The sequence below is a fragment of the Streptomyces sp. NPDC001515 genome (assembly GCF_053597115.1).
This window is the reverse complement of record NZ_JBSFHN010000001.1, coordinates 324,719-349,817: the sequence shown is the minus strand read 5'-3', so window position 1 is coordinate 349,817 and position 25,099 is coordinate 324,719. Positions and strand designations below refer to the sequence as shown.

Annotated in this window: 28 protein-coding genes and 3 tRNA genes; 8 read left to right on the top strand and 23 right to left on the bottom strand. The window is 72.4% G+C overall.

Annotation, left to right across the window (positions count from 1 at the left end; all coding sequences use genetic code 11):
* Window positions 1–12: 12 nt before the first annotated feature.
* The 7 genes from ACWCXC_RS01705 to ACWCXC_RS01675 form a co-directional block, all read right to left on the bottom strand.
* On the bottom strand, window positions 13–1,458 hold the full coding sequence (locus tag ACWCXC_RS01705) for a DHA2 family efflux MFS transporter permease subunit (protein ID WP_450885960.1): 1,446 nt from the start codon (window positions 1,456–1,458) through the stop codon (window positions 13–15).
* A 75-nt stretch (window positions 1,459–1,533) separates the two neighbouring features.
* The gene (locus ACWCXC_RS01700) at window positions 1,534–2,082 is read right to left on the bottom strand and encodes a TetR/AcrR family transcriptional regulator (protein WP_450682432.1); all 549 of its coding nucleotides are present in this window, start codon (window positions 2,080–2,082) and stop codon (window positions 1,534–1,536) included.
* Between the two features lie 137 nt (window positions 2,083–2,219).
* Window positions 2,220–2,648, bottom strand: a complete 429-nt coding sequence (locus tag ACWCXC_RS01695) for a MaoC family dehydratase (RefSeq protein ID WP_450682370.1) — start codon at window positions 2,646–2,648, stop codon at window positions 2,220–2,222.
* On the bottom strand, window positions 2,648–3,100 hold the full coding sequence (locus ACWCXC_RS01690; RefSeq protein ID WP_383640078.1) for an FAS1-like dehydratase domain-containing protein: 453 nt from the start codon (window positions 3,098–3,100) through the stop codon (window positions 2,648–2,650). Before ACWCXC_RS01690 ends, ACWCXC_RS01695 begins: the two co-directional genes overlap by 1 nt.
* 117 nt (window positions 3,101–3,217) lie before the next feature.
* The gene (rpmG, locus tag ACWCXC_RS01685; RefSeq protein WP_003956487.1) at window positions 3,218–3,382 is read right to left on the bottom strand and encodes a 50S ribosomal protein L33; all 165 of its coding nucleotides are present in this window, start codon (window positions 3,380–3,382) and stop codon (window positions 3,218–3,220) included.
* Between the two features lie 88 nt (window positions 3,383–3,470).
* Window positions 3,471–3,543 (bottom strand) — tRNA-Met (locus tag ACWCXC_RS01680).
* 45 nt (window positions 3,544–3,588) lie between these two features.
* Window positions 3,589–3,661: transfer RNA gene (locus ACWCXC_RS01675), tRNA-Thr, on the bottom strand.
* 277 nt (window positions 3,662–3,938) lie between these two features.
* On the opposite strand from ACWCXC_RS01675, the gene ACWCXC_RS01670 reads away from it, so the two are divergent.
* On the top strand, window positions 3,939–5,195 hold the full coding sequence (locus ACWCXC_RS01670; RefSeq protein WP_450885957.1) for an amidohydrolase family protein: 1,257 nt from the start codon (window positions 3,939–3,941) through the stop codon (window positions 5,193–5,195).
* A gap of 34 nt (window positions 5,196–5,229) precedes the next feature.
* On the top strand, window positions 5,230–5,886 hold the full coding sequence (locus tag ACWCXC_RS01665) for an SDR family oxidoreductase (RefSeq protein ID WP_450885955.1): 657 nt from the start codon (window positions 5,230–5,232) through the stop codon (window positions 5,884–5,886).
* 15 nt (window positions 5,887–5,901) lie between these two features.
* Here the strand turns inward: ACWCXC_RS01665 and ACWCXC_RS01660 are convergent, their stop codons facing one another.
* Both ACWCXC_RS01660 and ACWCXC_RS01655 read right to left on the bottom strand, forming a co-directional pair.
* Window positions 5,902–6,351, bottom strand: coding sequence for a DUF523 domain-containing protein (locus tag ACWCXC_RS01660; protein ID WP_450682373.1), 450 nt, complete (start codon window positions 6,349–6,351; stop codon window positions 5,902–5,904).
* A 64-nt stretch (window positions 6,352–6,415) separates the two neighbouring features.
* A tRNA-Tyr gene (locus ACWCXC_RS01655) sits at window positions 6,416–6,497 on the bottom strand.
* A 264-nt stretch (window positions 6,498–6,761) separates the two neighbouring features.
* Here ACWCXC_RS01655 and ACWCXC_RS01650 point away from each other — a divergent pair.
* The 3 genes from ACWCXC_RS01650 to ACWCXC_RS01640 all read left to right on the top strand — a co-directional run bounded on the left by ACWCXC_RS01650 (window position 6,762) and on the right by ACWCXC_RS01640 (window position 8,630).
* Complete coding sequence (locus ACWCXC_RS01650; protein ID WP_383643207.1) at window positions 6,762–7,250, top strand: YajQ family cyclic di-GMP-binding protein; 489 nt, start codon at window positions 6,762–6,764, stop codon at window positions 7,248–7,250.
* A gap of 199 nt (window positions 7,251–7,449) precedes the next feature.
* Window positions 7,450–7,968: a methylated-DNA--[protein]-cysteine S-methyltransferase gene (locus ACWCXC_RS01645; protein WP_450885952.1), complete on the top strand. Its 519-nt coding sequence runs from the start codon at window positions 7,450–7,452 to the stop codon at window positions 7,966–7,968.
* Window positions 7,968–8,630 (top strand): alpha-ketoglutarate-dependent dioxygenase AlkB family protein, encoded by a 663-nt coding sequence (locus ACWCXC_RS01640; RefSeq protein WP_450682394.1) that lies wholly within the window; start codon window positions 7,968–7,970, stop codon window positions 8,628–8,630. The genes ACWCXC_RS01645 and ACWCXC_RS01640 overlap by 1 nt, the downstream gene beginning before the upstream one ends.
* A gap of 21 nt (window positions 8,631–8,651) precedes the next feature.
* Here ACWCXC_RS01640 and ACWCXC_RS01635 read toward each other — a convergent pair whose 3' ends face one another.
* From ACWCXC_RS01635 to ACWCXC_RS01570, 14 genes are all read right to left on the bottom strand, one after another.
* The gene (locus tag ACWCXC_RS01635; protein ID WP_383643198.1) at window positions 8,652–8,927 is read right to left on the bottom strand and encodes a GlsB/YeaQ/YmgE family stress response membrane protein; all 276 of its coding nucleotides are present in this window, start codon (window positions 8,925–8,927) and stop codon (window positions 8,652–8,654) included.
* Window positions 8,928–9,052: 125 nt separating this feature from the next.
* Entirely contained in the window at window positions 9,053–9,445 is a 393-nt protein-coding gene (locus ACWCXC_RS01630) for a YccF domain-containing protein (protein WP_383643195.1), read from the bottom strand.
* On the bottom strand, window positions 9,442–10,305 hold the full coding sequence (gene htpX, locus ACWCXC_RS01625) for a zinc metalloprotease HtpX (RefSeq protein ID WP_450682396.1): 864 nt from the start codon (window positions 10,303–10,305) through the stop codon (window positions 9,442–9,444). Before htpX ends, ACWCXC_RS01630 begins: the two co-directional genes overlap by 4 nt.
* 203 nt (window positions 10,306–10,508) lie before the next feature.
* On the bottom strand, window positions 10,509–10,970 hold the full coding sequence (gene mscL, locus ACWCXC_RS01620) for a large conductance mechanosensitive channel protein MscL (protein ID WP_450885948.1): 462 nt from the start codon (window positions 10,968–10,970) through the stop codon (window positions 10,509–10,511).
* Window positions 10,971–11,065: 95 nt separating this feature from the next.
* Window positions 11,066–12,679, bottom strand: coding sequence for an NADH-quinone oxidoreductase subunit N (locus ACWCXC_RS01615; RefSeq protein WP_450885946.1), 1,614 nt, complete (start codon window positions 12,677–12,679; stop codon window positions 11,066–11,068).
* Window positions 12,676–14,226, bottom strand: coding sequence for a complex I subunit 4 family protein (locus ACWCXC_RS01610; protein ID WP_450886394.1), 1,551 nt, complete (start codon window positions 14,224–14,226; stop codon window positions 12,676–12,678). The genes ACWCXC_RS01615 and ACWCXC_RS01610 overlap by 4 nt, the downstream gene beginning before the upstream one ends.
* Before the next feature lie 27 nt (window positions 14,227–14,253).
* Window positions 14,254–16,254, bottom strand: a complete 2,001-nt coding sequence (locus ACWCXC_RS01605; RefSeq protein WP_450885944.1) for an NADH-quinone oxidoreductase subunit 5 family protein — start codon at window positions 16,252–16,254, stop codon at window positions 14,254–14,256.
* Complete coding sequence (nuoK, locus tag ACWCXC_RS01600) at window positions 16,251–16,673, bottom strand: NADH-quinone oxidoreductase subunit NuoK (RefSeq protein WP_450885942.1); 423 nt, start codon at window positions 16,671–16,673, stop codon at window positions 16,251–16,253. Before nuoK ends, ACWCXC_RS01605 begins: the two co-directional genes overlap by 4 nt.
* The gene (locus ACWCXC_RS01595; protein WP_450885940.1) at window positions 16,673–17,311 is read right to left on the bottom strand and encodes an NADH-quinone oxidoreductase subunit J family protein; all 639 of its coding nucleotides are present in this window, start codon (window positions 17,309–17,311) and stop codon (window positions 16,673–16,675) included. Before ACWCXC_RS01595 ends, nuoK begins: the two co-directional genes overlap by 1 nt.
* Complete coding sequence (locus tag ACWCXC_RS01590; RefSeq protein ID WP_450886392.1) at window positions 17,308–17,865, bottom strand: 4Fe-4S binding protein; 558 nt, start codon at window positions 17,863–17,865, stop codon at window positions 17,308–17,310. The genes ACWCXC_RS01595 and ACWCXC_RS01590 overlap by 4 nt, the downstream gene beginning before the upstream one ends.
* Before the next feature lie 80 nt (window positions 17,866–17,945).
* Entirely contained in the window at window positions 17,946–18,914 is a 969-nt protein-coding gene (locus tag ACWCXC_RS01585) for a complex I subunit 1/NuoH family protein (RefSeq protein ID WP_450885938.1), read from the bottom strand.
* Window positions 18,911–20,287, bottom strand: coding sequence for an NADH-quinone oxidoreductase subunit C (locus ACWCXC_RS01580; RefSeq protein ID WP_450885936.1), 1,377 nt, complete (start codon window positions 20,285–20,287; stop codon window positions 18,911–18,913). The genes ACWCXC_RS01585 and ACWCXC_RS01580 overlap by 4 nt, the downstream gene beginning before the upstream one ends.
* Window positions 20,284–20,922 carry an NADH-quinone oxidoreductase subunit B gene (locus ACWCXC_RS01575; RefSeq protein WP_450682404.1) on the bottom strand — a complete coding sequence of 213 codons (639 nt, stop codon included), beginning with the start codon at window positions 20,920–20,922 and terminating at the stop codon, window positions 20,284–20,286. The genes ACWCXC_RS01580 and ACWCXC_RS01575 overlap by 4 nt, the downstream gene beginning before the upstream one ends.
* Entirely contained in the window at window positions 20,913–21,314 is a 402-nt protein-coding gene (locus ACWCXC_RS01570; protein WP_450682405.1) for an NADH-quinone oxidoreductase subunit A, read from the bottom strand. The genes ACWCXC_RS01575 and ACWCXC_RS01570 overlap by 10 nt, the downstream gene beginning before the upstream one ends.
* Window positions 21,315–21,484: 170 nt before the next feature.
* Between ACWCXC_RS01570 and ACWCXC_RS01565 the strand changes: the two genes are divergently transcribed.
* The 3 genes from ACWCXC_RS01565 to ACWCXC_RS01555 all read left to right on the top strand — a co-directional run bounded on the left by ACWCXC_RS01565 (window position 21,485) and on the right by ACWCXC_RS01555 (window position 25,067).
* Window positions 21,485–22,693, top strand: a complete 1,209-nt coding sequence (locus ACWCXC_RS01565; protein ID WP_450682406.1) for a sensor histidine kinase — start codon at window positions 21,485–21,487, stop codon at window positions 22,691–22,693.
* A gap of 229 nt (window positions 22,694–22,922) precedes the next feature.
* Window positions 22,923–24,281, top strand: a complete 1,359-nt coding sequence (locus ACWCXC_RS01560; RefSeq protein WP_450885933.1) for a sensor histidine kinase — start codon at window positions 22,923–22,925, stop codon at window positions 24,279–24,281.
* Between the two features lie 126 nt (window positions 24,282–24,407).
* The gene (locus ACWCXC_RS01555; protein WP_450682435.1) at window positions 24,408–25,067 is read left to right on the top strand and encodes a LuxR C-terminal-related transcriptional regulator; all 660 of its coding nucleotides are present in this window, start codon (window positions 24,408–24,410) and stop codon (window positions 25,065–25,067) included.
* The last annotated feature ends 32 nt before the right edge of the window (window positions 25,068–25,099 follow it).

The window sequence follows — 25,099 nt, the reverse complement described above, 5'->3', positions numbered from 1 at the left end:
GGCGTACGGGCCTCAGGCGGACACGGCCACGCGGGCCTTCGCCGGTTCGGCGGCCGTGGCCGTCTCCGGGGCGGCCGGGGCGGTGCGGCGGCCCGGGATCATCAGGGCGACGAGCGCGGCCAGGGCGACCACGCCGGCGCCGATCCAGACGGCGGGCACGGTCCCGTCGGTGAAGGCGTCCGGAGTGCCGATGCCTCCCTGCGCCGAGAACACCGTGGCGAGCACGGCGACTCCGAGGGCTCCGCCGACCTCGCGCAGGGCGTTGTTCGCGCCGGAGGCGATGCCCTGCTCGGCCGGGCGGACGGACGACATCACCAGTCCTGCGGCGGGCGCGAAGTACAGGGCCATGCCGACGCCGCTGACGATCAGGCCCGGCAGCTGGGCGGCGTAGCTCACGCCGGGGTCGAGGGCCAGGGCGAACAGGGCGAGTCCGGCGGCCTGGAGCGCCAGCCCCGTCACGACGACGGGCCGGCCGCCGAACCGGTCGGCGAGCACTCCGGCGATCGGGGCGACGAGCATCGGCATCCCGGTCCAGGGCAGCATCCGCAGTCCGGCCTCGGTGGGCGAGTACCCCAGGGCGCCCTGGAGGTACTGGCTGAGCAGGAAGACCGAGCCGAACATGCCGAGGAACATCAGCAGGCTCGCCATGTTGATCCCGAAGAAGGCGCGGTCCTTGAAGAGGCGCATCGGCAGGATCGGGTGGGCGGCGCGGAAGCCGTGGCGGACGAACGCGGCGATGAGCAGTGTGCCGACGGTGAGGGCGGTGAGGACGGTGGCGCTGGTCCAGCCCTCGGCGTTGGCGTTGACGAGTCCGTAGACGATGCCGAAGAGGCCGCCGCTGACCAGGAGGGTGCCGGGGACGTCGAGGCGCGCGTCGGAGGCGTACGACTCGGCCAGGCGCGTCCGGGCGAGCGGCAGGAGGGCGAGGCCGATCGGGACGTTCAGCCAGAAGATCCACTGCCAGGAGATGTGCTCGGTGAGGGCGCCGCCGATGAGCGGGCCGCTGGCGACCGCGATCCCGGTGGCGGCGCTGAAGATGCCGAGCGCGGCACCGCGCCGGGCGGGCGGGACGGCGGCGGTGAGGAGGGTGAGGGTCAGCGGCATCATGACCGCCGCGCCGACTCCCTGGACCGCGCGGAAGGCGATCAGTTCACCGATGCCGGAGGAGAGGGCCGCCGCGGCGGAGGCGCCGGTGAAGACGGCGAGCCCGCCGAGGAAGAGCCGGCGGCGGCCGAACCGGTCGCCGAGCGAGGCACCGAGCATCAGCAGGACGGCGAAGGTGAGCGTGTAGGCGTTGACCGTCCATTCGAGCTCTTCGAGCCCGCCGCCGAGGCTGGTGCGGATGGACGGCAGGGCGGTGGTGACGACGAGGTTGTCGAGGGCCGCCATGAATCCGGCGACGCTGGTGATGACGAGGGCCCAGACCGCCCCCCGGCGGCCTGTCGTGTGCTGGTCCACTGCTCCCCCTGCGGGTTAGTAATTGATGACTAACTTTCTTGGGCAGAAAACCGGGCCGGGCCCGGGCGGTGCTGATCAGCTCGTCGGCCTGGCCGAGTCGTAGAGGCCGGTCCAGATGCGATGGTCGGCGGGGAAGCCCATCGAGGTGAGCGTGTTGACGAGCATGCCGTACGCGAGGACCTGGGTGGTCTCGCTGACGTCGGCGCCGAGGGCGAGGTGGACCGAGTCGAACCACTCCATCCACCCGGCCCGGAGCGTGGCGCCGAACTCGTGGTCCCCGGCGGCCTCTGCGGCGGCGACGGCCGCGTACATCTGCATCTGCATGAGCAGCTTGTCGGGGTCCGAGACGAGCATCTTCTGGTAGGCGACGGCCATGGCGTGCAGCGCCTCCTGACCCTCCAGCCCGTCGGTGGCCTCCTCGAACACCTGCCGGATGTCACGCAGACACCGCTCGGCGGCGGCGAGGAAGATCGCCTTCTTGTTGGGGAAGAGGCGGAACAGATAGGGCTGCGACACACCGACGGCCTTCGCGATCGCCTCGGTGGACGTGGCGCTGTACCCTCCGCGGGCGAACTTCGTGACCGCCTCGCGGATGACGCATCCGCGCCGCTCGTCCGCACTCATCCTTGCCATGCCCGTAAGTTAGTACTCAATCACTAACTTGGTCAAGCCGTGGGCGCGACCGCCCTCGAAGGACCCACGCGTAAGGGGCACGGCCCCCTGGACCGTGCCCCTTACGCGTACCCCGTACCGCCGGCGTCTCAGCCGAGCCGCACCACGGCGCGGGACATGCCCAGCACCTTCTTGCCGTCACTCGTCGCCGTCAGGTCGACCCGCACCCGCTTGTCGTCCAGCAGGGCGCCCACCTTGCCGGTGACCTCGATGAGCGCTCCCTTGTCGTCATTGGGGACGACGACGGGGCGGGTGAACCGCACGCCGTACTCGACGACCGCGCCCGGGTCCCCGGCCCAGTCCGTGACGACCCGGACCGCCTCGGCCATGGTGAACATGCCGTGGGCGATCACGTCCTCCAGACCGACCTCACGGGCGAACTTCTCGTTCCAGTGGATCGGGTTGAAGTCGCCGGAGGCGCCCGCGTACCGGACGAGGGTCTCGCGGGTCACCGGGAAGGTCTGCGCCGGCAGTTCCGTACCGACCTCGACCGCGTCGTAGCTCACCTTCGCCGCCATCACGCCTCCTCGGCGCCGCGCGCCACGAGCTTCGTCCACGCCGTCACGACGAGTTCACCGGACTCGTCGTGGACCTCGCCGCGGATGTCCAGGATGTCGTTGCCCGCCATGGTCTTGACGGTCTCGATGGTCGAGGTGACCGTGAGCCGGTCGCCCGCCCGCACCGGACGCACGTACGCGAACTTCTGGTCGCCGTGCACCACCCGGCTGTAGTCCAGACCCAGCTGCGGGTCCTCGATGACCTGCCCGGCCGCCTTGAAAGTGATCGAGAACACGAAGGTCGGCGGGGCGATCACATCGGTGTGCCCGAGCGCCTTGGCCGCCTCGGGGTCGACGTACGCGGGATTCGCGTCGTTCACCGCCTCGGCGAACTCGCGGATCTTCTCCCGGCCGACCTCGTACGGCGCGGTGGGCGGATAGGTCCGCCCCACGAAGGACTGGTCGAGCGCCATGAGCTCGCAACCTCCTGATGAAAAGACGATGGGCCGGCACGGCCCGGTACGACATACCGACCTGTACAACGACACGAGGCCGCCCCCAAGGGGGGCGGCCTCGTGTACGAGCCTGATTCAGCGCGTTTCGCGGTGCGCGGTGTGCGAGTTGCAGCGCGGGCAGTGCTTCTTCATCTCAAGACGGTCCGGGTTGTTACGCCGGTTCTTCTTGGTGATGTAGTTCCGCTCCTTGCACTCCACGCAGGCCAGCGTGATCTTCGGGCGGACGTCGGTGGCAGCCACGTGAGTGCTCCTTGGACGGACGATGGACGGATGAACGCAAAAAAGAGTAGCCGATCGAAGGACCGACCCCACAATCGGCTACTGTTAGTAGCGGTGACCGGACTTGAACCGGTGACACAGCGATTATGAGCCGCTTGCTCTACCGACTGAGCTACACCGCTTTGATGACGAGTCCCCCCGCCGAAGCGGGGTTTCCCGATCACCAGAGCCCCAATGCGGAATCGAACCGCAGACCTTCTCCTTACCATGGAGACGCTCTACCGACTGAGCTATTGGGGCGAGCGATGAAGACATTACACGGTCTGTCGCCGATCGCCCAAATCCGTTTCGGCACCCCCTCGCCGGCCCTTGTCCGGTACGGCTCCGAGCGCCTGCCCCGGGTCGCCGCACACCCCTTGATCAGCGACGCGTCCACCCCGGCACCCGGACCCCCGGGCCCCGTGGAACCACGCCGGTACGACTATTGCGCTGCTCCTCGAAGGCGGCCGGGCGCGACCCTAGGCTCGACCCACTCCGCGTGATCTCCGCACGCTCTCCTCCCCTCCCAGGAGCCGCGATGCCCGACAACCGGCCGCGGCCGCCGGACGACCGCCCGGCGGGCACGGCGGGCGGCCCCGAGCAGGCCGCGCGCACCCTCTGCGGCGCCCGGCTCACCGACGGCCGCCTCGTGGACGTCCGGCTCGGCGCCGGACGCATCGAGGCAGTCGGCACCGCAGGCAGCCTGGTCGCCCCCGGCCCCCGCGTGGACCTGCGCGGCCATCTGCTGCTCCCCGCCCCCGCCGAACCGCACGCCCACGGGGACACCGCGCTCACCGCCGACGCCACCGGACCCGCCTCGCAGCACCCGGAGGACATCCAACGGCGCGCCACCGAGGCGGCGCTGCTCCAGCTCGGCCACGGCGCCACCGCGCTGCGCTCGCACATCCGCATCGGCGACCTCCAGGGCCTGACCGCCCTCGAAGCCGTCCTCCAGGCCCGCCGCTCGCTGCGCGGACTCGCCGATCTGACCGCCGTGGCCGTCCCCCGGCTGCTCACCGGGGCCGCCGGAGCCGAGAATCTGGCGATGCTCCGGGACGCGCTGAGGATGGGCGCCGGCGCCGTCGGCGGCTGCCCGGACCTCGACCCGGACCCCACCGGCTACACGGAGGCCGTGCTGGAGCTCGCCGCCGAACACGGCTGCCCCGTCGACCTGCACACCGACGGCGACGATCCCGGCCGGCTCGCCCGGTTCGCCGCGATGGCCGGCGGTCTGCGCCAGCAGGTCGCCATCGGCCCCTGTGCGGGCCTCTCGCGGCTTCCGGAGGACATCCTGGCGCGCACCGCCGACCGGCTCGCGGCGGCCGGTGTGACGGTCGTCTGCCTGCCCCAGGGCGGCTGCCGCGGGGCCGGCCGCCGGGGCACCGCCCCCGTACGGCTGCTGCGCGCCTCCGGGGTGCGGGTCGCGGCGGGCAGCGGGGCTCTGCGCGACCCCGGCAACCCGGTGGGGCGCGGGGACCCCCTGGAGGCCGCCTATCTGCTCGCCTCGCAGGAGGGGCTGCCCCCCGAGCACGCCTACGAGGCCGTCGCCGCGGAGGCCAGGCGGGCGATGGGGCTGCCCGAGGTGCGGGTGGAGGCGGGCTTCCCCGCCGACCTGCTCGCGGTGCGCGGGGACTCGCTCGCCGGGGTGCTGTCGCTCGCCTACAGCCGGGTCGTCGTGCACCGGGGCCGGGTGGTGGCCAGGACGAGCGCCGTGCGCGAGTACCGCGACCCGGAGGGCGGCGGTGCGTCCCCCCTGCCGCGCCAGGGAAGAGCGGATTCCCCCGGCGGTGCGTGAGCGCCGGGGCGCCGTCCGGCGTACCGTCGGCGGTATGCGCATTGTCATCGCAGGTGGACATGGTCAGATCGCGCTGCGGCTGGAGCGGCTGCTCGCCGCGCGCGGGGATGAGGCCGTGGGCGTCATCCGGAATCCGGCGCAGAGCGAGGACGTACGGGAGACGGGCGCCGAGCCCGCGGTCCTGGACCTCGAATCGGCCGGCGTCGAGGAGGTGGCCGAGGTGCTGCGCGGCGCGGACGCGGCGGTGTTCGCGGCCGGCGCGGGCCCCAACAGCGGTGTGAGCCGCAAGGACACTGTGGACAAGGGCGCCGCGGTGCTGTTCGCGGACGCGGCCGAGCGGGCGGGGGTGCGACGGTACGTCGTCGTCTCGTCCATGGGCGCCGACCCGGACCACCCGGGCAACGAGGTGTTCGACGTCTATCTGCGGGCCAAGGGCGCGGCCGACGCGTACGTACGCTCCCGGTCCGCGCTCGACTGGACGATCCTGCGCCCCGGCATGCTGACCAACGACGCGGGCACCGGCGAGGTCCTGCTCGCCGCGTCCACCGGCCGCGGCCCGGTCCCGCGCGACGACGTGGCGGCCACTCTCGTGGAGCTCCTGGACACCCCGGCGACGGCGGGCCTGACGCTCGAACTCATCGCGGGCAGCGTGCCGGTGACCGTCGCGGTGAAGGACGTGGCCGGAAACTGACCCGCGTCCGGCCGGTCAGTCCCCCGTGGCCGGCCGGACGGTGATCCCGTGGCGCTCCAGCAGCGCCGCGGTCACCCCGTCCCCCTCCCGCAGCACCCCGCCGAACGTTCCGTCGTAGACCCGGCCCCGCCCGCACGACGGGCTGCGCGCCATCAGCACCGCCTCCGCGCACCCGCCCGCCCGCGCCGCCTCCAGCGCCCTGCGGGCCCCGTCCACGAACGCGCCGGTCACGTCCCGCCCCTCGTCGTCCACGACCCGCGCCCGGCCCTCCAGCACGTCGTGCCCGTCACCCCCGACGATCTCCGCGGGCCGCCGCGGCGTCCCCAGGCCGCCCGCGACCTCCGGGCAGAACGCCACCACCCGCCGCCCCTCCAGCGCCTCCACCACCTCGGCCGACGCCTTGTCCCGTCCGTCGAAGCGGCAGGGCACCCCGCGCAGACAGGCACTGACCAGTACGGATTCCATGGCACGTTCCTCGTCGTACGGAAACAGAGAAGGCCCCCTTCCAGAGGAAGGGGGCCTTGCAGTGTGGCGGCGCCAGGGTTCGAACCTGGGTAGGCGAAGCCGGCAGATTTACAGTCTGCTCCCTTTGGCCACTCGGGCACACCGCCAAGGGATGTTGGCTTCGAGTCCCGTTTTTCGCGGTGCTCTCCGGCAACGACGTAAACGATACCTGATGACCGGGGGTGCTTCGCCACCGGATTGATCAGGGGTGGCGCCGGGGGTGCGCGGGGGTCCCGGGCGGGGGTGTCCGGGGGACGCGGGGGGCTCGGGGGCTGTCCTAGGCTTGGCCGGACGGCGTGGCGCCCGCGGGCTCCGCGACCGCCCCTGTAAGCACTTTCTTTCCAGCACCCCGATCCAAGGAGCCACACGTCATGGCCGACTCCAGTTTCGACATCGTCTCGAAGGTCGAGCGGCAGGAGGTCGACAACGCCCTCAACCAGGCCGCGAAGGAGATCTCCCAGCGCTACGACTTCAAGGGCACCGGTGCCTCGATCTCCTGGTCCGGCGAGAAGATCCTGATGGAGGCGAACGGTGAGGAGAGGGTCAAGGCGATCCTCGACATCTTCCAGTCCAAGCTGATCAAGCGCGGCATCTCGCTGAAGTCGCTGGACGCGGGAGAGCCGCAGCTGTCCGGCAAGGAGTACAAGATCTTCGCCTCCATCGAGGAGGGCATCTCCCAGGAGAACGCCAAGAAGGTCGCGAAGGTCATCCGGGACGAGGGCCCCAAGGGCGTCAAGGCGCAGGTCCAGGGCGACGAGCTGCGGGTCAGCTCGAAGAGCCGGGACGATCTGCAGGCCGTTCAGGCGCTGCTGAAGGGCAAGGACTTCGACTTCGCCATCCAGTTCGTGAACTACCGGTAGTCGGGAGTTCCGCGGGACCGTCGCGGTCCGGGCGGGCGGGGAGCGCGCGTGACGCGCTCCCCGCCCGCCCGGTCCCGGCCGGTTCTCCGGTGCGGGACTGCATGTCCGATTACCGCCGGTCGCGGTGGGCCGGGCGCCGCAGACTGGTCGGTGGAGGCCGGTGGAGCGGCCGGTTCCGGACGGAGGAGAGGGACGCGCCATGACGCTGTACACGACGGTCGACAGCCCGTTGGGCGAGCTTCTGCTGGTGGGCGAGCGGGCGGCCGGGCCGGCCGGTTCCGCCGGGGGGGTCGCGCTCGTCTCGCTCTCCGTGCCGGGTCAGAAGGGCGGGGCGGCCGTCGAGGACGGCTGGGTCCGTGATCCGGGGGCGTTCGCCGGGGTGGCCGCGCAGCTGCGGGAGTACTTCGAGGGCCGGCGCACCCGGTTCGACCTGGTCTACGCGGCGGGGCGGGGGACGGCGTTCCAGCGCCGGGTGTGGGACGCGCTGGAGGCGGTGCCGTACGGCGAGACCGTCTCGTACGGGCAGATCGCGGAGCGGGTCGGTTCGTCGGGGGCGGGGGTGCGGGCCGTGGGGACGGCGATCGGGCGCAATCCGCTGCTCGTCGTGCGGCCGTGCCACCGGGTGATCGGCGCGGACGGGGCGCTGCGCGGGTACGCGGGCGGCCTGGAGCGCAAGGAGCGGCTGCTGGGCCTGGAGGGGGCCCTCGTGGGGCGCTGATGGGCGGTCTGTTCCCCCGGCCGAGGACCGTGGTCGCGCCGGGCGCGGTGCATGTGCCCGAGTGGCTGTCCTTGGAACGGCAGCGGGAGTTGGTGGTGGCGTGCCGGGAGTGGGCGCGCGGGCCCGTTCCGCTGCGGCACACGGTGCTGCCGGGCGGCGGGGTGATGTCGGTGCGGACGGTGTGCCTGGGGTGGCATTGGCAGCCGTACCGCTATTCGCGTACGGCGGACGATGTGAACGGGGCGCCGGTCGCGCCCCTGCCCGACTGGCTCGTGGAGCTGGGGCGGGCCGCGGTGGCGGAGGCGTACGGGCCGGAGGGCGGCGCCGGGGCGTACGCGCCGGACGCGGCGCTGGTGAACTTCTACGACGACGCCGCGCGCATGGGCATGCACCAGGACAGGGAGGAGCGGGCCGGGGCCCCGGTGGTGTCGCTGAGCATCGGTGACACCTGCGTCTTCCGCTTCGGCAACACGGAGCACCGGGGGCGGCCCTATACGGACGTGGAACTGGCCTCGGGCGATCTGTTCGTCTTCGGTGGGCCGTCGCGGTACGCGTTCCACGGGGTGCCGCGGATCCTGCCGGGGACGGCGGACCCGGGCACCGGGATGCGGGGCGGCCGGCTCAATCTGACGCTGCGCGAGACGGGGCTGGGCGCCCCCTGAGAAGGGGGCCCTGACCGGGGGTCAGCGGCGTTCGCGGGAGTTGCCGAACAGCAGCCGGTAGGCGATCAGCAGGATCAGCGAGCCGCCTATGGCCGACACCCAGGTGGCCGGGTCGAAGAAGTCGTCGTTCGAGATGGTGCGGTCGAGGAACCGTGTCGATATCCAGCCGCCCAGGAACGCGCCGACGATCCCGATGAGGGTGGTGCCCACGAGGCCGCCGGGGTCGCGTCCGGGCAGCAGGACCTTGGCGATGACGCCCGCGACGAGTCCGAGGATGATCCAGCCAACAATGCTCATGCGTGCGAACCTACCCGCCGCCCGGCCGTGGAATCCACGACGCCGGGGCGGGCGGGCACTTGCCCGGACCTGCTGTGCATCCCCTGTGGGGGGTGGTGCGTACGGGGGCGGGGCGGGGCCGGGGTCTACCAGCCGGCGAAGGGGGCGTCGGTGCTGACGATCTCCTTGCCGAAGGGCATCAGGGAGACGGGGATCAGCTTGAAGTTCGCGATGCCCAGGGGGATGCCGATGATCGTGAGGCAGAGAGCGATTCCGGTGGTGATGTGGCCGAGCGCCAGCCACCAGCCGGCCAGGATCAGCCAGAGCACGTTGCCGACGCAGGAGGGGGCGCCCGCGTCCCGGCGGTCGACGACGCGGTGGCCGAAGGGCCACAGGGCGTAGAGGCCGATCCGGAAGGCGGCCAGCCCGAAGGGGATGCCGATGATCGTGATGCACAGCAGGACGCCCGCGAGCAGGTAGCCGAGGAACATCCAGAAGCCGCACAGGACCAGCCAGATGACGTTCAGGATTGTCTTCACGGGCGGTGACCTGCCATCTTTTCGAGTCGGGCGATGCGCTCCGCCATCGGCGGGTGGGTCGAGAACAGTTTGGACATGCCCTGGCCCGGCCGGAACGGGTTGGCGATCATCATGTGGCTCGCGGTCTCGATCCGGGGCTCGGGGGGCAGCGGAAGCTGCTTGGTGCCCGCCTCCAGCTTTCTCAGGGCACCGGCGAGGGCCAGCGGGTCGCCGGTCAGCTGGGCGCCGGAGGCGTCCGCCTCGTACTCGCGGGAGCGGCTGACGGCCAGCTGGATCACGGAGGCGGCCAGCGGGCCCAGGATCATGATCAGCAGCATGCCGAGGATGCCGGGGCCCTCGTCGTCGTTGGAGCGGCCGACCGGGATCAGCCAGGCGAAGTTGACGAGGAACATGACGACGGAGGCGAGCGCTCCGGCGACGGACGAGATCAGGATGTCGCGGTTGTAGACATGGCTCAGCTCGTGTCCCAGGACGCCGCGCAGTTCCCGTTCGTCCAGGATCTGGAGGATTCCCTCGGTGCAGCAGACCGCGGCGTTGCGCGGGTTGCGGCCGGTCGCGAAGGCGTTGGGGGCCTGGGTCGGGGAGATGTACAGCCGGGGCATGGGCTGGCGCGCGGCCGTGGAGAGCTCGCGGACCATGCGGTACAGCTGGGGTGCCTCGAACTCGCTCACCGGGCGGGCGCGCATGGCCCGCAGGGCCAGCTTGTCGCTGTTCCAGTAGGCGTAGGCGTTGGTGCCGACGGCTACGAGGAGCGCGACGATCAGGCCCGTACGCCCGAAGAAGCTTCCGATGACGATGATGAGGGCGGACAGGCCGCCGAGGAGTACGGCGGTTCTCAGCCCGTTGTGCCGGCGGTGCACGGTACGCCCTCCAAGTGGTGCGGCAGGGGGACCCTTGCTCGGTGGTGCTCCACTCCCCAGTGGAGCCTCCCGAACTGGTCAACGCCAGGCGGGAGGAGCTAGTTCCCTTGTGCTCGCTGCCCGTCGCGGCCTTGGGGCCCGCGACCGGGCGGGTGTGCGTCCGGGGGCGGGCCGTAGGCCGTACGGGTGGGGCGTACGGCCGGTCAGCGCGGGGCGGGGAGCTTGGCGAGCTCCAGGGCCTCGGGGTCGGGCTCGACCTCGCTGGTGCAGTGGGCGCAGCGCGAGGCGATGGCGGGGATGGCCGTGAAGCAGCGGGGGCAGTCGCGCAGGGCGGCCTTGATGTCGACCTTCTCCTGCTCCTTCTTGGTGAAGCGGTCCTGCACCTTGGCCATGGGCACGACGACGCAGAAGTAGAGCACGGCGGCGGTGATCAGGAAGGCGATCGCGGCGCTGACGAAGAGGCCGTAGGGGAAGTCCACTCCGTCGAGCTTGAAGTGGGCCTTGCTGAAGTCGCCCGTGCCCCGGGTGATGATGCCGATCACGGGAACGATGAAGGCGTTGCTGAACCCGGTGACGACCGCGGTGAACGCGGCTCCGACGGCGAGACCGATCGCCATGGAGACGACGTTTCCGCGCAGGATGAAGTCTTTGAACCCGTTCAGCACTGCTCTGGCTCCTCTGTGTCCGTGTGGTGCGCGCCGTGCGCGGGCATGACCCTGCCCTGTGTGAGCCGTTCGGGGCAAACCCGGTGCTGAGCCGGTTAGAACAGGTGAACGGATGCGAACCTGAGGACGGTCTGCGGAGCCCCGGAGAGGACGACTCCGGCCACGGCCGTGAGAGCGATCGCGGCGGTGAGCGAGGCCGGGGTGCGCGGTCCCGGCGCAGGTCGCGGCGCGTCGGCGGGCGCCAGCGCGGATTCCGCAGCGGGTCCCTCGGCCACCGCGTCGGCCGGGGCGCGGAAGAGGGCCGCCGTCCAGCGCAGGTAGTAGTACAAGGCGATCACCACGTTGACGGCCATGACCACGGCGAGCCAGCCCAGTCCGGCGTCCACGGCCGCGGAGAAGACCGTGACCTTGGCGAACAGGCCGATGATGCCTGGCGGCAGCCCGGCCAGGCAGAGCAGGAAGAAGGCCAGGGCGAGGGCGACGAGCGGCCGGGTGGCGTACAGGCCCCGGTAGTCGTCGATCCGGTTGCCGGGGTGGCTGCGGGCGACGAGGGCGGCCACCGCGAACGCGCCGAGGTTCACGACGGCGTACATGAGGGCGTACGCGACGGTGGAGCCGATCTGCCGCTCGCCCGCGTATCCGGCGGCGGCGATCGGCACCAGGAGGTAGCCGGCCTGGGCGACGGACGACCAGGCCAGCAGGCGTACGGCGCCGCGGGCGCGGTCGGTGCGCTGGCGGAGCGCGGCGGCGTTGCCGACGGTCATCGTGAGGGCGGCGAGGACGGCGAGGGCGGGGCCCCACACGTCCGCGTACGCCGGGAAGGCGATCACGGTGACGAGGATCAGGCCGGAGAAGCCGACCGCCTTGCCGACGACGGAGAGGTAGGCGGCGATCGGCAGGGGGGCGCCGATGTAGGTGTCGGGCACCCAGAAGTGGAAGGGCGCGGCGGCGGTCTTGAAGGCGAAGCCCACGAGGGTGAGGACGACGCCGGCCTCGGCGAGGGTGCCGAGCTGTCCCGGGACGTCGTCGAGCCGGGCGGCGATCTCCGTGAGGTGGAGGGTGCCGGTGGCCGCGTACACGAAGCTGACGCCGAGGAGCGTGACGGCGGTCGCGACGACGGACGACAGGAAGAACTTCAGCGCGGCCTCGGAGGAGCGGCGGTCGCCGCGCTTGATGCCGACGAGCGCGAAGGCGGGCAGCGAGGCGACTTCCAGGGCCACGACGAGGGTGGCGAGGTCGCGGGCGGCGGGCAGCAGGGCGGCGCCGGCGGCGGAGGAGAGCAGCAGGAACCAGAACTCCCCGGCCGGGAGGCGGCGGGTGTCCCCGAGGGAGAGCAGCGCGGTGAGCAGGGCGCCGCCGAACACGAGCGCCTGGATGACCAGGGCGAAGTGGTCGGCGGTGTAGCTGCACGCCTGGCCCGCGCCCGGGGCCGTGGCGGTGAGGCAGAAGGTGGAGCGGTCGCCGTCGCGCAGGGGGACGAGCAGGGCGAGGGCGGCGACGAGTCCGGCCACGGCCCCGTGTCCGAGGTACCGCTTGCGGTCGTCGGGCACGAACAGGTCGGCGACGAGGACGGCGAGGGCGACGGCCGCGACGGTGACCGGGGGCGCGATCGCGAGCCAGTCGACGGACTGGACGAGGCTGCCGGTGCTGCCGGCCGCGGACTGGACGGCGGGTGCCGCGCCGGGGGCGCTTGCGGCTGCCACGATCACGACTTGCCTCCTGCGAGGAGCTTCTGCACGGCCGGGTCGGTGAGGCCGAGGAGGACGGCGGGCCAGAGGCCGGCGAGGACGGTGAGCGCCGCGAGGGGGGTCCACGCGGCGAATTCGTAGCGCTGCACGTCGGCGAGGGGGCGCGTGTCCTCGGCGTGGGCGCCCATGCAGACGCGGCGGACCACGACGAGGAGGTACGCGGCGGTGAGCAGGGTGCCGAACGCGGCGATGGACATGAAGGTCAGGAAGGCGGGGCGGCTGAGCCCGGCGGCCGGGTCGAAGGCGCCGAACAGGGCGAGCATCTCGCCCCAGAACCCGGCGAGGCCGGGCAGGCCGAGGGAGGCGATCGCGGCGAAGGCGAGGAGGGCGCCGAGGCGGGGGGCGCGGCCGTAGAGGGCGGCGCCGGTGGCTCCGGCGAGGGTGTCGAGGTCGGCCGTGCCGTACCGGTCCTTCACCGCTCCGACCAGGAAGAACAGCAGGCCGGTGATGAGTCCGTGGGCGATGTTGGCGAAGAGCGCGCCGTTGACGCCGGTGGGGGTCATGCTCGCGATGCCGAGGAGGACGAAGCCCATGTGGCCGACGGAGGAGTACGCGATCAGCCGTTTGAGGTCGCCCTTGGCGCCGGGCCGGGCGAGGGCCAGGCAGGCGAGCGATCCGTAGATGATCCCGGCGACCGCGAACGCGGCGAGGTAGGGCGCGAAGGTCCGCATGCCGTCGGGGGCGACCGGCAGCAGGATGCGGACGAATCCGTACGTTCCCATCTTCAGCAGGACGCCGGCGAGGAGGACGGATCCGACGGTCGGGGCGGCGGTGTGGGCGTCCGGCAGCCAGCTGTGCAGCGGCCACATCGGGGTCTTCACCGCCAGCCCGATCCCGATCGCGAGAACGGCCGTGACCTGCACGGACGAAGTCAGGCCCCGGCCGTTGTCAGTGGCGAGTGCCACCATGTCGAAGGTGCCGCTCTTCAGCCCGACGAGGAGCAGGCCCAGCAGCATGACGACGGAGCCGAGCAGGGTGTAGAGGATGAACGTCCAGGCGGCCGCCTGCCTCCTGGCACCGCCCCAGCGGGCGATGAGGAAGTACATCGGGATGAGGACCATCTCGAAGGCCAGGAAGAACAGGATCAGGTCGAGGACGGCGAAGGTGGCGAGGGTGCCGGACTCCAGGACGAGGATCAGCGCGACGAATGCCCGCGGGGAGGGGCCCTCGGGCAGCTTGAAGTAGCTGTACAGCGCGCAGAGGAAGGTCAGCAGCGCGGTCAGTACGAGAAGGGGGAGCGAGATGCCGTCGATGCCGAGGTGGATGCGGACGTCGAGCGCCGGGATCCAGCTGATGTCGGTGGTGGCCTGCATCGTGGACGGGTGGTCGTGGTCGAAGCCCGCGGCGAGCACGAGGGTGGCGAGCAGGATCGCGCCGGTCACGGTCACGCCGTGGCGCAGCACGGCCTGGTCGGGGTTGCGCCCCTTCAGTCCGGGGGGTGCGGGGAGCAGGGCGGCGACGGCACCGATGAGCGGGCCGACGACGACCAACGCCAGAAGGAACTGCATCACGGACGCACTGATATCGATCACGGCTCACGACCCGGCGTTGACGTTGGCGAGGACGACGGCGGCGACCGCCAGGACCAGCGAGCCGGCGAGCAGCGCGCTGAGGTAGGTCTGCACGTTGCCGGTCTGGGCGCGTCGGACGGCGGTGCCGAGCCAGCGGGCGCCGGTGGCGGAGCCGCGTACGTAGGTCTCGACGACTTCGCGGTCCAGGAAGCGGACGAGGCGCGCGGCGGCCTGGACGGGGCGGACGAACAGGGCGGTGCAGAGGGCGTCCAGGTGGAAGCCGGCGGCGGCGTGGCGGTGGACGGGGCCCAGGAGCAGCCGGCCGGGGTCGGCCGGGTCGGGGGCGTCGCCCGTGGGGCCGTAGGCGGCGGTGTGGCTCTCCAGGGCCTCGATCTCGACGAGGGCGGGCTCCGCCTCGGGGTGGGCGACGACCGCGCCCATGGGGGTGCGGGCGGCGAGTGCCGTGGTGTGGCGCCAGGCGCCGTAGGTGACGAGGCCGCCGGCGAGGCCGACGCCGGTGGAGAGCACGGCGGTGGTCAGGGTCGGGGTGAGGCTGTGGCCGTCGAACCAGTCGGTGATGACGCCTGCGGTCAGTCCGAAGGCCAGGGTGGGGACGGCCAGCACCCAGAGGACCGCGGTCATGGCGACGGGCTGGGCGCCGTGGTCGGGGGCCTCTGTGCCGCGCCCTCGGAAGGCGAGGAGCCAGAGGCGGGTGGCGTACGCGGCGGTGAGGAGGGCGGCCAGCAGGCCGGCGACGAGCACGGTCCAGCCGGCGGCGGCCGGGGCGACGTGGCGGTCGCCGAGGGCGGTGTGCTCGGCGGCGACGAGGACGGCTTCCTTGGAGAAGAAGCCGGCGAACGGCGGGATGGCGGCGAGCGCGAGGAGGGCGACGGTCATCGTCCAGAAGGCGTCGGGGACGCGCTTGGTCAGGCCGCCCATGCGGGACATGGCGGCCAGGGAGTTGGTGCCGGCGGCGTGGATGACGACGCCGGCGGCGAGGAAGAGGACGGCCTTGAACGCCCCGTGCGAGAGGAGGTGGAAGACGGCGGCCCCCCGGTCGCCCACGGCCAGGGCGCCGGACATGTAGCCGAGCTGGCCGATCGTGGAGTACGCGAGGACGCGCTTGATGTCGTCCTGGGCGAGGGCGGCGAGTCCGGAGCCGATCATCGTGACGGCGGCCATGACGGCGAGGACGACGAGGGCGGCGCCGGACGCGGCGAAGACGGGGAGGAGCCGGGCCACGAAGTAGATGCCGGCGGCGACCATCGTCGCCGCGTGGATCAGCGCGGAGACGGGGGTGGGGCCTGCCATGGCGTCGGGCAGCCAGATGTGCAGGGGGAACTGCGCGGACTTGCCGGCGACCCCGGCGAGCAGGAGGAGCGCGATGACGGTGGGGTGGTCGAGGCCGCCGTGGGCGACCGAGCCCAGGATGCCGGTGATCCGGAAGGTGCCGGTGTCGGCGGCGAGGGCGAACAGACCGATGAGGAAGGGGACGTCGCCGAGTTTGGTGACCAGGAAGGCCTTGAGGGAGGCGGCGCGGGCCTCGGGCGTCTCCCAGTAGTGGCCGACGAGGAAGTACGAGCAGATGCCCATGATCTCCCAGCCGACCAAGAGCACCATCAGGTCGCCCGAGTAGACGACGAGCAGCATCGCGGAGGTGAAGAGGGAGACGAGGGCCGCGTACGAGGGGTAGCGGGGGTCGTCGCGCAGATAGGCGGTGGAGTAGATCTGCACGCAGCTCGCGACGAGGGCGACCAGGACGGCTGCGAGGACGGCGAAGCCGTCGAGGTGCAGGGCGAGGTCGATGGGCACGGAGCCGGTGGGGGTGAGCTGGGTCGCGGCGTCGATGGCCCGGCCGCCGCCCTGGCGTGCCGCGACGACGACGGCGAGGACGAGGGAGACGAGCGGGGGCAGGACGGCGAGGGGCCGGACGTAACCGGGGGCGGTGCGGCCGAGCAGCAGACCGGCCGCGGCTCCCAGGAACGGGAGGAGGGGGACGAGGACGGCGAGGGTCGTGGTGGTCACGCGGTGGCCTCTGCCTTCTGTGCCGTGCCCGCGGCGGTGGCCGCGTCGTCCGTGGGGGCGCCGTCGGTGTCGTCCGAGTCGTCCGCGTCGTCGGGGAGGGCTTCGGCGGCGTCGGTCTCGGCGGTGTCGCGGAGGCGGTCGACGTCGGAGCTGCCCCGGTTGCGGTAGACGGCCAGGACGACGGCCAGTCCGATGCCGATCTCCGCCGCCGCGATGGCGATGGTGAACAGGGTGAGGGCCTGTCCGGCGTGGAGGGTGTCGCGGAGCCAGACGTCGAAGGCGACGAGGTTGAGGTTGACGGCGTTGAGCATCAGCTCGACCGACATCAGGACGAGGATCGCGTTGCGGCGGGCGAGGACGCCGTAGAGCCCGGTGCAGAAGAGGAGGGCGGCCAGGACGGCGGGATAGGCGAGGTGCATCAGCTGTTCCCCTCTCGGCTCCGGAGGTCGGCCTTCCGGACGTCGGCCTTCGGGACGTCGGCCTTCCCGGCGTTGTCCTTCCGGGCGTCGGCCTTCCCGGCCTCGCGGCTCTTGCGGGAGAGGACGACCGCTCCGACGAGGGCGGCGAGCAGGAGGACGGAGAGGGCTTCGAAGGGCAGGACCCAGTGGCGGAAGAGGAAGGAGCCGGTGACCTCGGTGGAGCCCTGGGCGGGCCCGTCCAGGTCGATCCAGGTGGTGCGGAAGGCGTCCACGACGACCCAGACGAGGGTGCCGGCCGAGGCGACGGCGACCGCGAGGGCGGCCCAGCGGTTCTCGGAGTCGGCGTCCGGGGAGCGGCCGATGGGGGCGCGGGTGAGCATCAGTCCGAAGAGGAGGAGGACGACGACGGAACCGACGTAGATCAGCACCTGCACCCAGGCGATGAACTCGGCGGTCAGCAGCAGGTACTCGACGGCCAGGCCGCCGAGCGCGACGATCAGCCAGAGGGCGGCGTGGACGAGCTGCCGGGTCGTGACGGTCACGAGGGCGGCGCCGAGGGTGGCGATGCCGACGAGGACGAAGACGATCTCGACCCCGCTCGGGGAGAGGAAGCCGGGGTGGCCGGCCGCGGTGATCACTCCTGTCCCTCCTGACCGGGTTCGGGAACAGAGTCGTCGGCAGCGGCCTCGGCGGTACGGGCGGCGGCCTCGGCGGCTTCCTGTTCGCGCTGGGCGCGGAGTTTGTCGGCCGTCTTGCGGGCGGCGGCGATCTCCTTCGGTTCCTCGGCACCTGCGTCCAGGGCGGGCGGTTCGGGGACCGTCCACATCCAGTCGCGCAGTTTGTCGCGCTCGTGGGTGAGTTCGAGGATGTCCGTCTCGGCGTACTCGAACTCGGGCGACCAGAACAGCGCGTCGAACGGGCAGACCTCGATGCAGATGCCGCAGTACATGCAGAGCGAGAAGTCGATCGCGAAGCGGTCGAGGACGTTGCGGCTGCGTTCGCGCCCGCCGGGGACGGCGGCGGGCACGGTCTCCTTGTGGGAGTCGATGTAGATGCACCAGTCGGGACACTCGCGGGCGCAGAGCATGCAGACCGTGCAGTTCTCCTCGAACAGCGCGATGACGCCCCGGGAGCGGGGCGGGAGTTCGGGCTGCACGTCGGGGTACTGGGCGGTGACGGTCTTCTTCGTCATCGTCCGCAGGGTGACGGCGAGGCCCTTGGCCAGGCCCGCGCCGGGGATGCGGGGCCGGGAGGGCGGGGGCGGTACGGCCACTAGTTGATCGCCACCTTCACGATGCCGGTGAGCGCGATCTGCGCGAGGGCGAGGGGGATGAGGACGGTCCAGGCGAGCTTCTGCAGCTGGTCCTCGCGCAGGCGCGGGTAGGTCACGCGCAGCCAGATGACGACGAAGGCGAGGATGCCGGTCTTCAGCAGGGTCCAGACCCAGCCGAGTCCGTCGGCGCCGAGCGGTCCGTGCCAGCCGCCGAGGAAGAGGACGGTGGTCAGTCCGCAGAGCACGACGATGCCGGCGTACTCGGCGAGCAGGAAGAGCGCGAAGCGCAATCCGGTGTACTCGGTGTACGCGCCGAAGATGATCTCGGAGTCGGCGACGGGCATGTCGAACGGGGGGCGCTGGAGTTCGGCGAGGCCGGCCACGAAGAAGACCAGGGCGCCGGTGATCTGCCAGGGCAGCCACCACCACTCGAAGGCGTCGAGAATGCCGGGCAGCGAGACCGTTCCGGCCGCCATCGCGACGGAGGCGGCGGCGAGGAGCATCGGCAGTTCGTACGCGAGCAGCTGGGCGGCGGTGCGGAGGCCGCCGAGCAGGGAGAACTTGTTGGCGGAGGCCCAGCCGGCCATGAGGGAGCCGAGTACGCCGACGCCCATCACGGCGAGCACGAAGAAGATGCCCGCGTCGAGGACCTGGCCGACCGCGCCCTCGCCGGGGCCGATCGGGACGGCGACGAGGACGAGGAGGTACGGGAGCAGCGCGACGGCGGGCGCGAGCTGGAAGACCCGTCGGTCGGCCTCGGCCGGGACGATGTCCTCCTTCTGCGCGAACTTCACGCCGTCCGCGACGAGCTGGGCCCAGCCGTGGAAGCCGCCGGCGTACATGGGGCCGAGGCGGCCCTGCATGTGCGCCATGACCTTGTGTTCGGTCTGCCCGACGACGAGCGGCAGGACCATGAACACCGCGAACACGATGACGAGGCGGAGGGCGACGTCCAGTACGTCGTTCACTCGGGGTCGCCTCCGGGGTCGGGGGTTCGGGGGGTCGGGGGGGTGTCCGCGTCCGGGGTATCCGTGTCCGGTGCGGAGTCGGGGGCCGGGGTGGAGTCGGGGGCCGGTGCGGATTCAGGGGCCGGGGTGGCTTGGGAGGCCGGTGCGGCCTCGGGGGCCGGCGGGGCCTCGGGGGCCCGTGCGGCGGGCGTGTCCGGGGTGTCGCTGCGCTGGGCTTCTCCCCTACCCGCCCCTTCCCGAACCGGAGGCTCCGCCCCCGGACCCCCGCTCCTCAAACGCCGGAGGGGCTGAGAAGGTCCGGACGGCTCGTCGAACGCGGGGCGGGCATCGTGCCACGGCGCGTCCGCGCCGGGCGGAACGGGCCGGGCAGTGCGCCGAGCGGCGCCCGCCGGCTTCCCGGACCCCGCGACCGCATCCGTCGCCGTGCCGTTCTCCGTAACCGCGTCGGCCCTCGTCCCGCCCCCCGCGACCGCGTCCGCCGGCGTCCCGGACCCCGGGACCGCGTCCGTCGGCCTGGTGGCCTCCGGGGGTGTGCCTGTCGGCGCTTCGGCCCCCGTCGCCGTGCCGGGCGTGGTGTCCCCGGTCTCCGGCTGCTGGCTGGCCGAGCCCTGCGAGGCGCTGCGGTTGCGGCGCGGGCGGGGGGCCGGGGCCTCGGCGGGGGCGGTGTCGGGCGCGGCCGGGGTGGCGTCGGCCGTGGTGCGGGTGCGGCGCGGCGGGCGGTCGCCCGGGGCGGTGCGCGCGGCGCGGGCGGGGCGGGCCGGGGCGGGCGGAAGCTGGCCCTTCAGGGGGCCCCATTCGTTCGGGTCGGGCACGCCGGGGGGCAGCATCGTGCGGCGCTTGGGCCCGCCGTGCTCGGACTCGCCGGGCTCCTTGGCGCCCGGCCACGCCTTGGCCACGCGGGCGGCCAGGACGAAGTCCTTGCGCAGGGGGTGGCCCTCGAACCCCTCGGGGAGCAGCAGCGGGACGAGGTGCGGGTGGCCCTCGAAGCCGATGCCGAACATCTCGTGGGTCTCGCGTTCGTGCCAGGCGGCGCCCGCGTACACACCGGTCGCCGTCGGCAGGACGGCGGCCTCGTGCGGCACGGTCGTGCGCAGCAGCAGCCGGCGTACGCCGGTGCCCTCGCCCGGCAGCGCCGCGACATGGGCGCAGACGCGGAAGCCGGTGCCCGGTTCGTCCACGGCGCTCAGCCAGTCGAAGTAGGTGCAGCCGAGGGTGTCGCGGGCGGTCTCCAGAGCGGAGGTCCAGGAGGCGGACGGGACGTCGACGGTCAGCAGTTCGTAGGCCCGCTCGGCGGTCGCGCCCTCGCCGAAGATCTCCCCGGCCGCGTCGGGCAGCCTTCCGTACACCTCTGCCGGGGCGGCGGGAGTCGTCACGGGGTCTCCTCCTCGGCCGGGGCGGGCGGCGGAGTGACCAGGCCGCTGCGGAGGGCCGCGGTGGACGGGCCGGCGGCGGGCCGTCCGTAGCGCTCGCCCAGGGACTCGCGGGCGATCTTCTCCTGGAGCTTGAGGATGCCCTGGAGGAGCGCCTCGGGGCGGGGCGGGCAGCCGGGGACGTAGACGTCGACGGGGATGATCTGGTCGACGCCCTTGGTCACGGAGTACGAGTCCCAGTACGGGCCGCCGCAGTTGGAGCAGGCGCCGAAGGAGACGACGTACTTGGGCTCGGGCATCTGCTCGTAGAGGCGCTTCACGGCAGGGGCCATCTTGTCCGTCACCGTGCCGGAGACGATCATGAGGTCGGCCTGGCGGGGGCCCGGCGCGAAGGGGATCACACCGAGGCGGATGAAGTCGTGGCGCGCCATGGAGGCGGCGATGAACTCGATGGCGCAGCAGGCGAGTCCGAAGTTGAAGACCCAGAGGCTGTAGCGGCGGCCCCAGTTGAGGACGACCTTCATCGGCTCGGGGGCGAGCCGGGACAGGACGCCGAGGCGCTTGGGTTCCGGCAGGAACGTCGGTACGGCGGCGGGTTCGTCCCCCGCCCCGGTGGACGACGGGCTCGTCACGTCCATTCGAGGACGCCCTTCTTCCATGCGTAGAGCAGTCCCACGGCCAGGAAACCGAGGAAGATGAACATTTCGACGAGCGTCGTCGCGCCGTAGCCGGGCGCGGCGAAGACGGTCGCCCAGGGGAACAGGAAGATCGAGTCGACCGCGAAGACCACGTACAGGAAGGCGTAGACGTAGTAGCGGACCTGGGTGTGCGCCCAGCCGTCCCCCACGGGGTCCACGCCGCATTCGTACGTCAGGAACTTCTCGCGCGTCGGCACCACGGGCCGCAGCAGCCGGCCGGCCGCGAAGGCGACGGCGACGAAGAGCACGCCGATCACGGCGAGCAGTCCGACCACCGAGTAGCCGCGGAAGTAGTCCGAGGCGAGAACGGCCGATCCCGGCACGTCCGTCACGTCCGCCCCCTCGTTCCCTCAAACCTGTTCGACGATCTGTACGCACGGGAGTCTAGGCCCTGTAAAGGGACGGTAAGCAGTTGCGTCGGGCAACTGGTGGGGTTATCCCCACTTCGCCCCCACCCACGAACCCCATGGCGCCGGGGGGCCCGGCCCGGCAGGCTGGACGCATGACCATGAGCCCCCAGGTGCCCGTCCCCGACGGGCCGCCGCCCGCCCGCTTCGCGTTCGACCGGTGGACGTGGAAGGAGATCGCGCATCTCCTCTCCAACCTTCCGATGGCGATCGCGGGTTTCGTCTACACGATGCTGATGATCAGCATCGGTGCCGGGCTCGCGGTCACCGTGGTCGGTCTGCCGCTGCTCGCGCTCGGCCTGCAGGGCGCCCGGCTGCTGGGACGCGCCGAGCGCGCGCGGGCGCGGGGGCTGCTCGGGGTGCGGGTGGAGGAACCGAGCGCGCTCTCCCGGGCCCGGCACGACCAGGGCTTCTTCGCTTGGCTGTGGTCGAGCCTGATGGACCCGGTGGGCTGGCGCGCGGCGCTGTACTCGTTCATACGGCTGCCGTGGGGCGTGGTGACGTTCGCGGTGACGCTGGTGGGGCTGTTCGTCCTGTGGCCGGTGCTCCCGTTCGTCGCGCGGTTCCTCGCCAACGCCGACCGGGCGATGGTGCGCGGGCTGCTCTCGCCCTCGGACGATCTGGAGCGCCGGATCGCGGAGCTGGAGTCGGACCGGGGGGTCGTGGTCGACACGGCCGCCGCCGACCTGCGCCGGATCGAACGCGATCTGCACGACGGCGCCCAGGCCCGCCTGGTCGCCCTCGCCATGGACCTCGGCCTCGCCAAGGAAAAGCTGGCCGACGACCCCGAGGCCGCCGCACGCATGGTCGACGAGGCCCACGGCGAGGTGAAGGTCGCCCTCCAGGAGCTGCGCGACCTCGCCCGCGGCATCCACCCCGCCGTCCTCACCGACCGCGGACTCGACGCCGCGCTGTCGGCCATCGCCTCCCGCTGCACGGTCCCCGTGACGGTGAACGTCGATCTGCCCGGCCGGCCCGCGGCGGCGATCGAGGGCATCGCGTACTTCACGGTCTCCGAACTCCTCCAGAACGTCTCCAAACACTCCCGCGCCACCCGCGCCACCGTCGAGGTCTGGCGCGCCAAGGACCGTCTGCTGCTCCAGGTCACCGACGACGGGCGCGGCGGTGCGTCGCTGGAGGGCGGTACGGGGATGGCGGGCCTCGCGGAACGGCTGGGCGCCGTGGACGGGCTCTTCGTCCTCGAATCTCCGGCGGGCGGGCCGACCACGGTCACCGCCGAGCTGCCCTGGCGCGGCCGGGAGAGCGAGCGCGACGCCGCCTCCGGGCGTACCGCCCGCGCCTGAGACGGGCGCACCGCCGGGCCCGAAACGGGCCGACCGCCCCCACGGCCCGAAACGGGCCGACCGCTCCCACCTGCACGACCCTCCCTCCCCCGACGCTCTTCCCGGGGTAGGGAAAACCCCCGGTCGAAGAGGGATACGGCCCTCATGGTGGGCGCGTCCCTCCCCCGGCACTCTGGAACACGACGGAAACGGCCGCCCCGGCGGACTCGGCAGAAACGGACGGAACCCCATGGCCACGGCATACGGACCGGACACGCGGGCCCCCCAGCGGCCGGACACCGGGTACGGACGGGACCGGGACACGCGGCGGCACGTGCTGCCGCCGCTGCTGCGGGCGCCCTTCGAGGGCCGGACCTGGCGGGAGTTCGGCTATCTGCTGCTGAGCCTGCCGATCAGCATCGTGATGTTCGCCTTCGCCGTCTCGATGGTCTCGCTGAGCGCCGGTCTGATCATCACCTTCATCGGTATCCCGCTGCTGGCGGCCGGTCTGGCCATGTGCCGGGGGTTCGGCGCGGTGGAGCGGGCGCGGGCGCGCGGCCTGCTGCGGCTGGAGGTGGCCGATCCCGCGCCGGTGCGCGGCCGGGCCGGCGGTCTGATGTCCTGGGTCGGCGCGGTCCTGAAGAGCGGGGTGTCCTGGCGCCACCTGCTCTACACGCTGCTCCACCTGCCCTGGGCGGTCTTCGGCTTCGGTGTCTCGGTGGCCCTGTGGACGCAGGGCTGGGGCGCCCTGACGTATCCGCTGTGGCACTGGGTCTTCCCGGCCTACGCGGGGACGGACGGCATCCAGCTGTACGGGGACAGCACGCACCAGATCTATCTGGACTCGCCTTTCGAGCTGGCCGTGACCAGCGCCGCCGGACTGCTGCTCGTGCTGATCACGCCGTGGGTGATCCGGGGGCTGGTCTCGGTGGACCGGCTGATGGTGAGCGGGCTGCTCGGCCCGTCCCGGCTGGCCTCGCGCGTCTCGGAGCTGGAGTCGGACCGGGGGGTCGTGGTCGACACGGCCGCCGCCGACCTGCGCCGGATCGAACGCGATCTGCACGACGGCGCCCAGGCCCGCCTGGTCGCCCTCGCCATGGACCTCGGCCTCGCCAAGGAGAAACTGGCCGACGACCCCGAGGCCGCCGCACGCATGGTCGACGAGGCCCACGGCGAGGTGAAGGTCGCCCTCCAGGAACTGCGCGACCTCGCCCGCGGCATCCACCCCGCCGTCCTCACCGACCGCGGACTCGACGCCGCCCTCTCCGCGGTGGCGTCCCGCTGCACGGTGCCCGTCACCGTGGACGTGGATCTGTCGTCCCGTCCGGCGCAGGCCATCGAGGGCATCGCCTACTTCACGGTCTCCGAACTCCTCCAGAACGTCTCCAAGCACTCCCGCGCCACCCGCGCCACCGTCGAGGTCTGGCGCAGCGAGGACCGGCTGCTGCTCCAGGTCGATGACAACGGGCGCGGCGGCGCCGACGTGGCCTCGGGCAGCGGGCTGGCGGGGCTGGCCGAGCGGCTGGACGCGGTGGACGGCGTCCTCGTGGTCGACTCCCCCGCCGGCGGACCCACCAGGATCACCGCCGAACTCCCGTGGCGCGGCTGACCGCACCCGTCTCCCGGCCCGGCCGTGCCACGGCCGGGCCGTCGCGTGTCTGGGATGCTGGGGCGAGGAGGCACAACGGGTGCAACAGCGAGCAGTGGGGGATTCAGCGTCGTGGTGGAGGACAGGGTGCGCGTGGTCATCGCCGAGGATTCGGTACTGCTCCGGGAAGGGCTCACCCGGCTGCTGACCGATCTGGGGCACGAGGTGGTCGCGGGCGTCGGTGACGCCGAGGCGCTGATCAGGAAGATCGGTGAGCTGGCCGGGCAGGACGCGCTGCCCGACGTGGTGGTCGCCGACGTGCGGATGCCGCCCACGCACACGGACGAGGGCGTCCGCGCGGCCGTGCTGCTCCGTAAGGAGTATCCGGGAATCGGGGTGCTGGTCCTTTCGCAGTACGTGGAGGAGCAGTACGCCACCGAGCTGCTGGCCGGGTCCAGCCGGGGGGTCGGCTATCTGCTGAAGGACCGGGTGGCGGAGGTCCGCGAGTTCGTGGACGCGGTGGTCCGGGTGGCGCGGGGCGGTACGGCCCTGGACCCGGAGGTGGTGGCGCAGCTGCTGGGCCGCAGCCGCAAGCAGGACGTGCTGGCCGGGCTGACGCCGCGCGAGCGCGAGGTGCTGGGGCTGATGGCGGAGGGGCGGACCAACTCGGCCGTGGCCAAGCAGCTGGTGGTCAGCGACGGTGCGGTGGAGAAGCACGTCAGCAACATCTTCCTGAAGCTGGGGCTCTCGCCCAGCGAGGGCGACCACCGCCGGGTGCTGGCCGTGCTGACGTATCTGAACTCCTGACGCGCCCGGCCCGCCCGGCTCGCCCGTCGCTC

Bases quoted from the DNA above. Each gene is read 5' to 3' on its own strand.
- ACWCXC_RS01560 (WP_450885933.1), top strand. From the start codon at position 22,923: ATGGCCACGGCATACGGACCGGACACGCGGGCCCCCCAGCGGCCGGAC.
- ACWCXC_RS01645 (WP_450885952.1), top strand. From the start codon at position 7,450: ATGACGCTGTACACGACGGTCGACAGCCCGTTGGGCGAGCTTCTGCTG.
- ACWCXC_RS01575 (WP_450682404.1), bottom strand. From the start codon at position 20,922: ATGGACGTGACGAGCCCGTCGTCCACCGGGGCGGGGGACGAACCCGCC.
- ACWCXC_RS01650 (WP_383643207.1), top strand. From the start codon at position 6,762: ATGGCCGACTCCAGTTTCGACATCGTCTCGAAGGTCGAGCGGCAGGAG.
- ACWCXC_RS01695 (WP_450682370.1), bottom strand. From the start codon at position 2,648: ATGGCGGCGAAGGTGAGCTACGACGCGGTCGAGGTCGGTACGGAACTG.
- ACWCXC_RS01700 (WP_450682432.1), bottom strand. From the start codon at position 2,082: ATGAGTGCGGACGAGCGGCGCGGATGCGTCATCCGCGAGGCGGTCACG.
- ACWCXC_RS01610 (WP_450886394.1), bottom strand. From the start codon at position 14,226: ATGCAGTTCCTTCTGGCGTTGGTCGTCGTCGGCCCGCTCATCGGTGCC.
- ACWCXC_RS01635 (WP_383643198.1), bottom strand. From the start codon at position 8,927: ATGAGCATTGTTGGCTGGATCATCCTCGGACTCGTCGCGGGCGTCATC.
- ACWCXC_RS01590 (WP_450886392.1), bottom strand. From the start codon at position 17,865: ATGACGAAGAAGACCGTCACCGCCCAGTACCCCGACGTGCAGCCCGAA.
- ACWCXC_RS01660 (WP_450682373.1), bottom strand. From the start codon at position 6,351: ATGGAATCCGTACTGGTCAGTGCCTGTCTGCGCGGGGTGCCCTGCCGC.
- ACWCXC_RS01690 (WP_383640078.1), bottom strand. From the start codon at position 3,100: ATGGCGCTCGACCAGTCCTTCGTGGGGCGGACCTATCCGCCCACCGCG.
- nuoK (WP_450885942.1), bottom strand. From the start codon at position 16,673: ATGCACCTCGCCTATCCCGCCGTCCTGGCCGCCCTCCTCTTCTGCACC.
- ACWCXC_RS01670 (WP_450885957.1), top strand. From the start codon at position 3,939: ATGCCCGACAACCGGCCGCGGCCGCCGGACGACCGCCCGGCGGGCACG.
- ACWCXC_RS01640 (WP_450682394.1), top strand. From the start codon at position 7,968: ATGGGCGGTCTGTTCCCCCGGCCGAGGACCGTGGTCGCGCCGGGCGCG.
- ACWCXC_RS01665 (WP_450885955.1), top strand. From the start codon at position 5,230: ATGCGCATTGTCATCGCAGGTGGACATGGTCAGATCGCGCTGCGGCTG.
- ACWCXC_RS01565 (WP_450682406.1), top strand. From the start codon at position 21,485: ATGACCATGAGCCCCCAGGTGCCCGTCCCCGACGGGCCGCCGCCCGCC.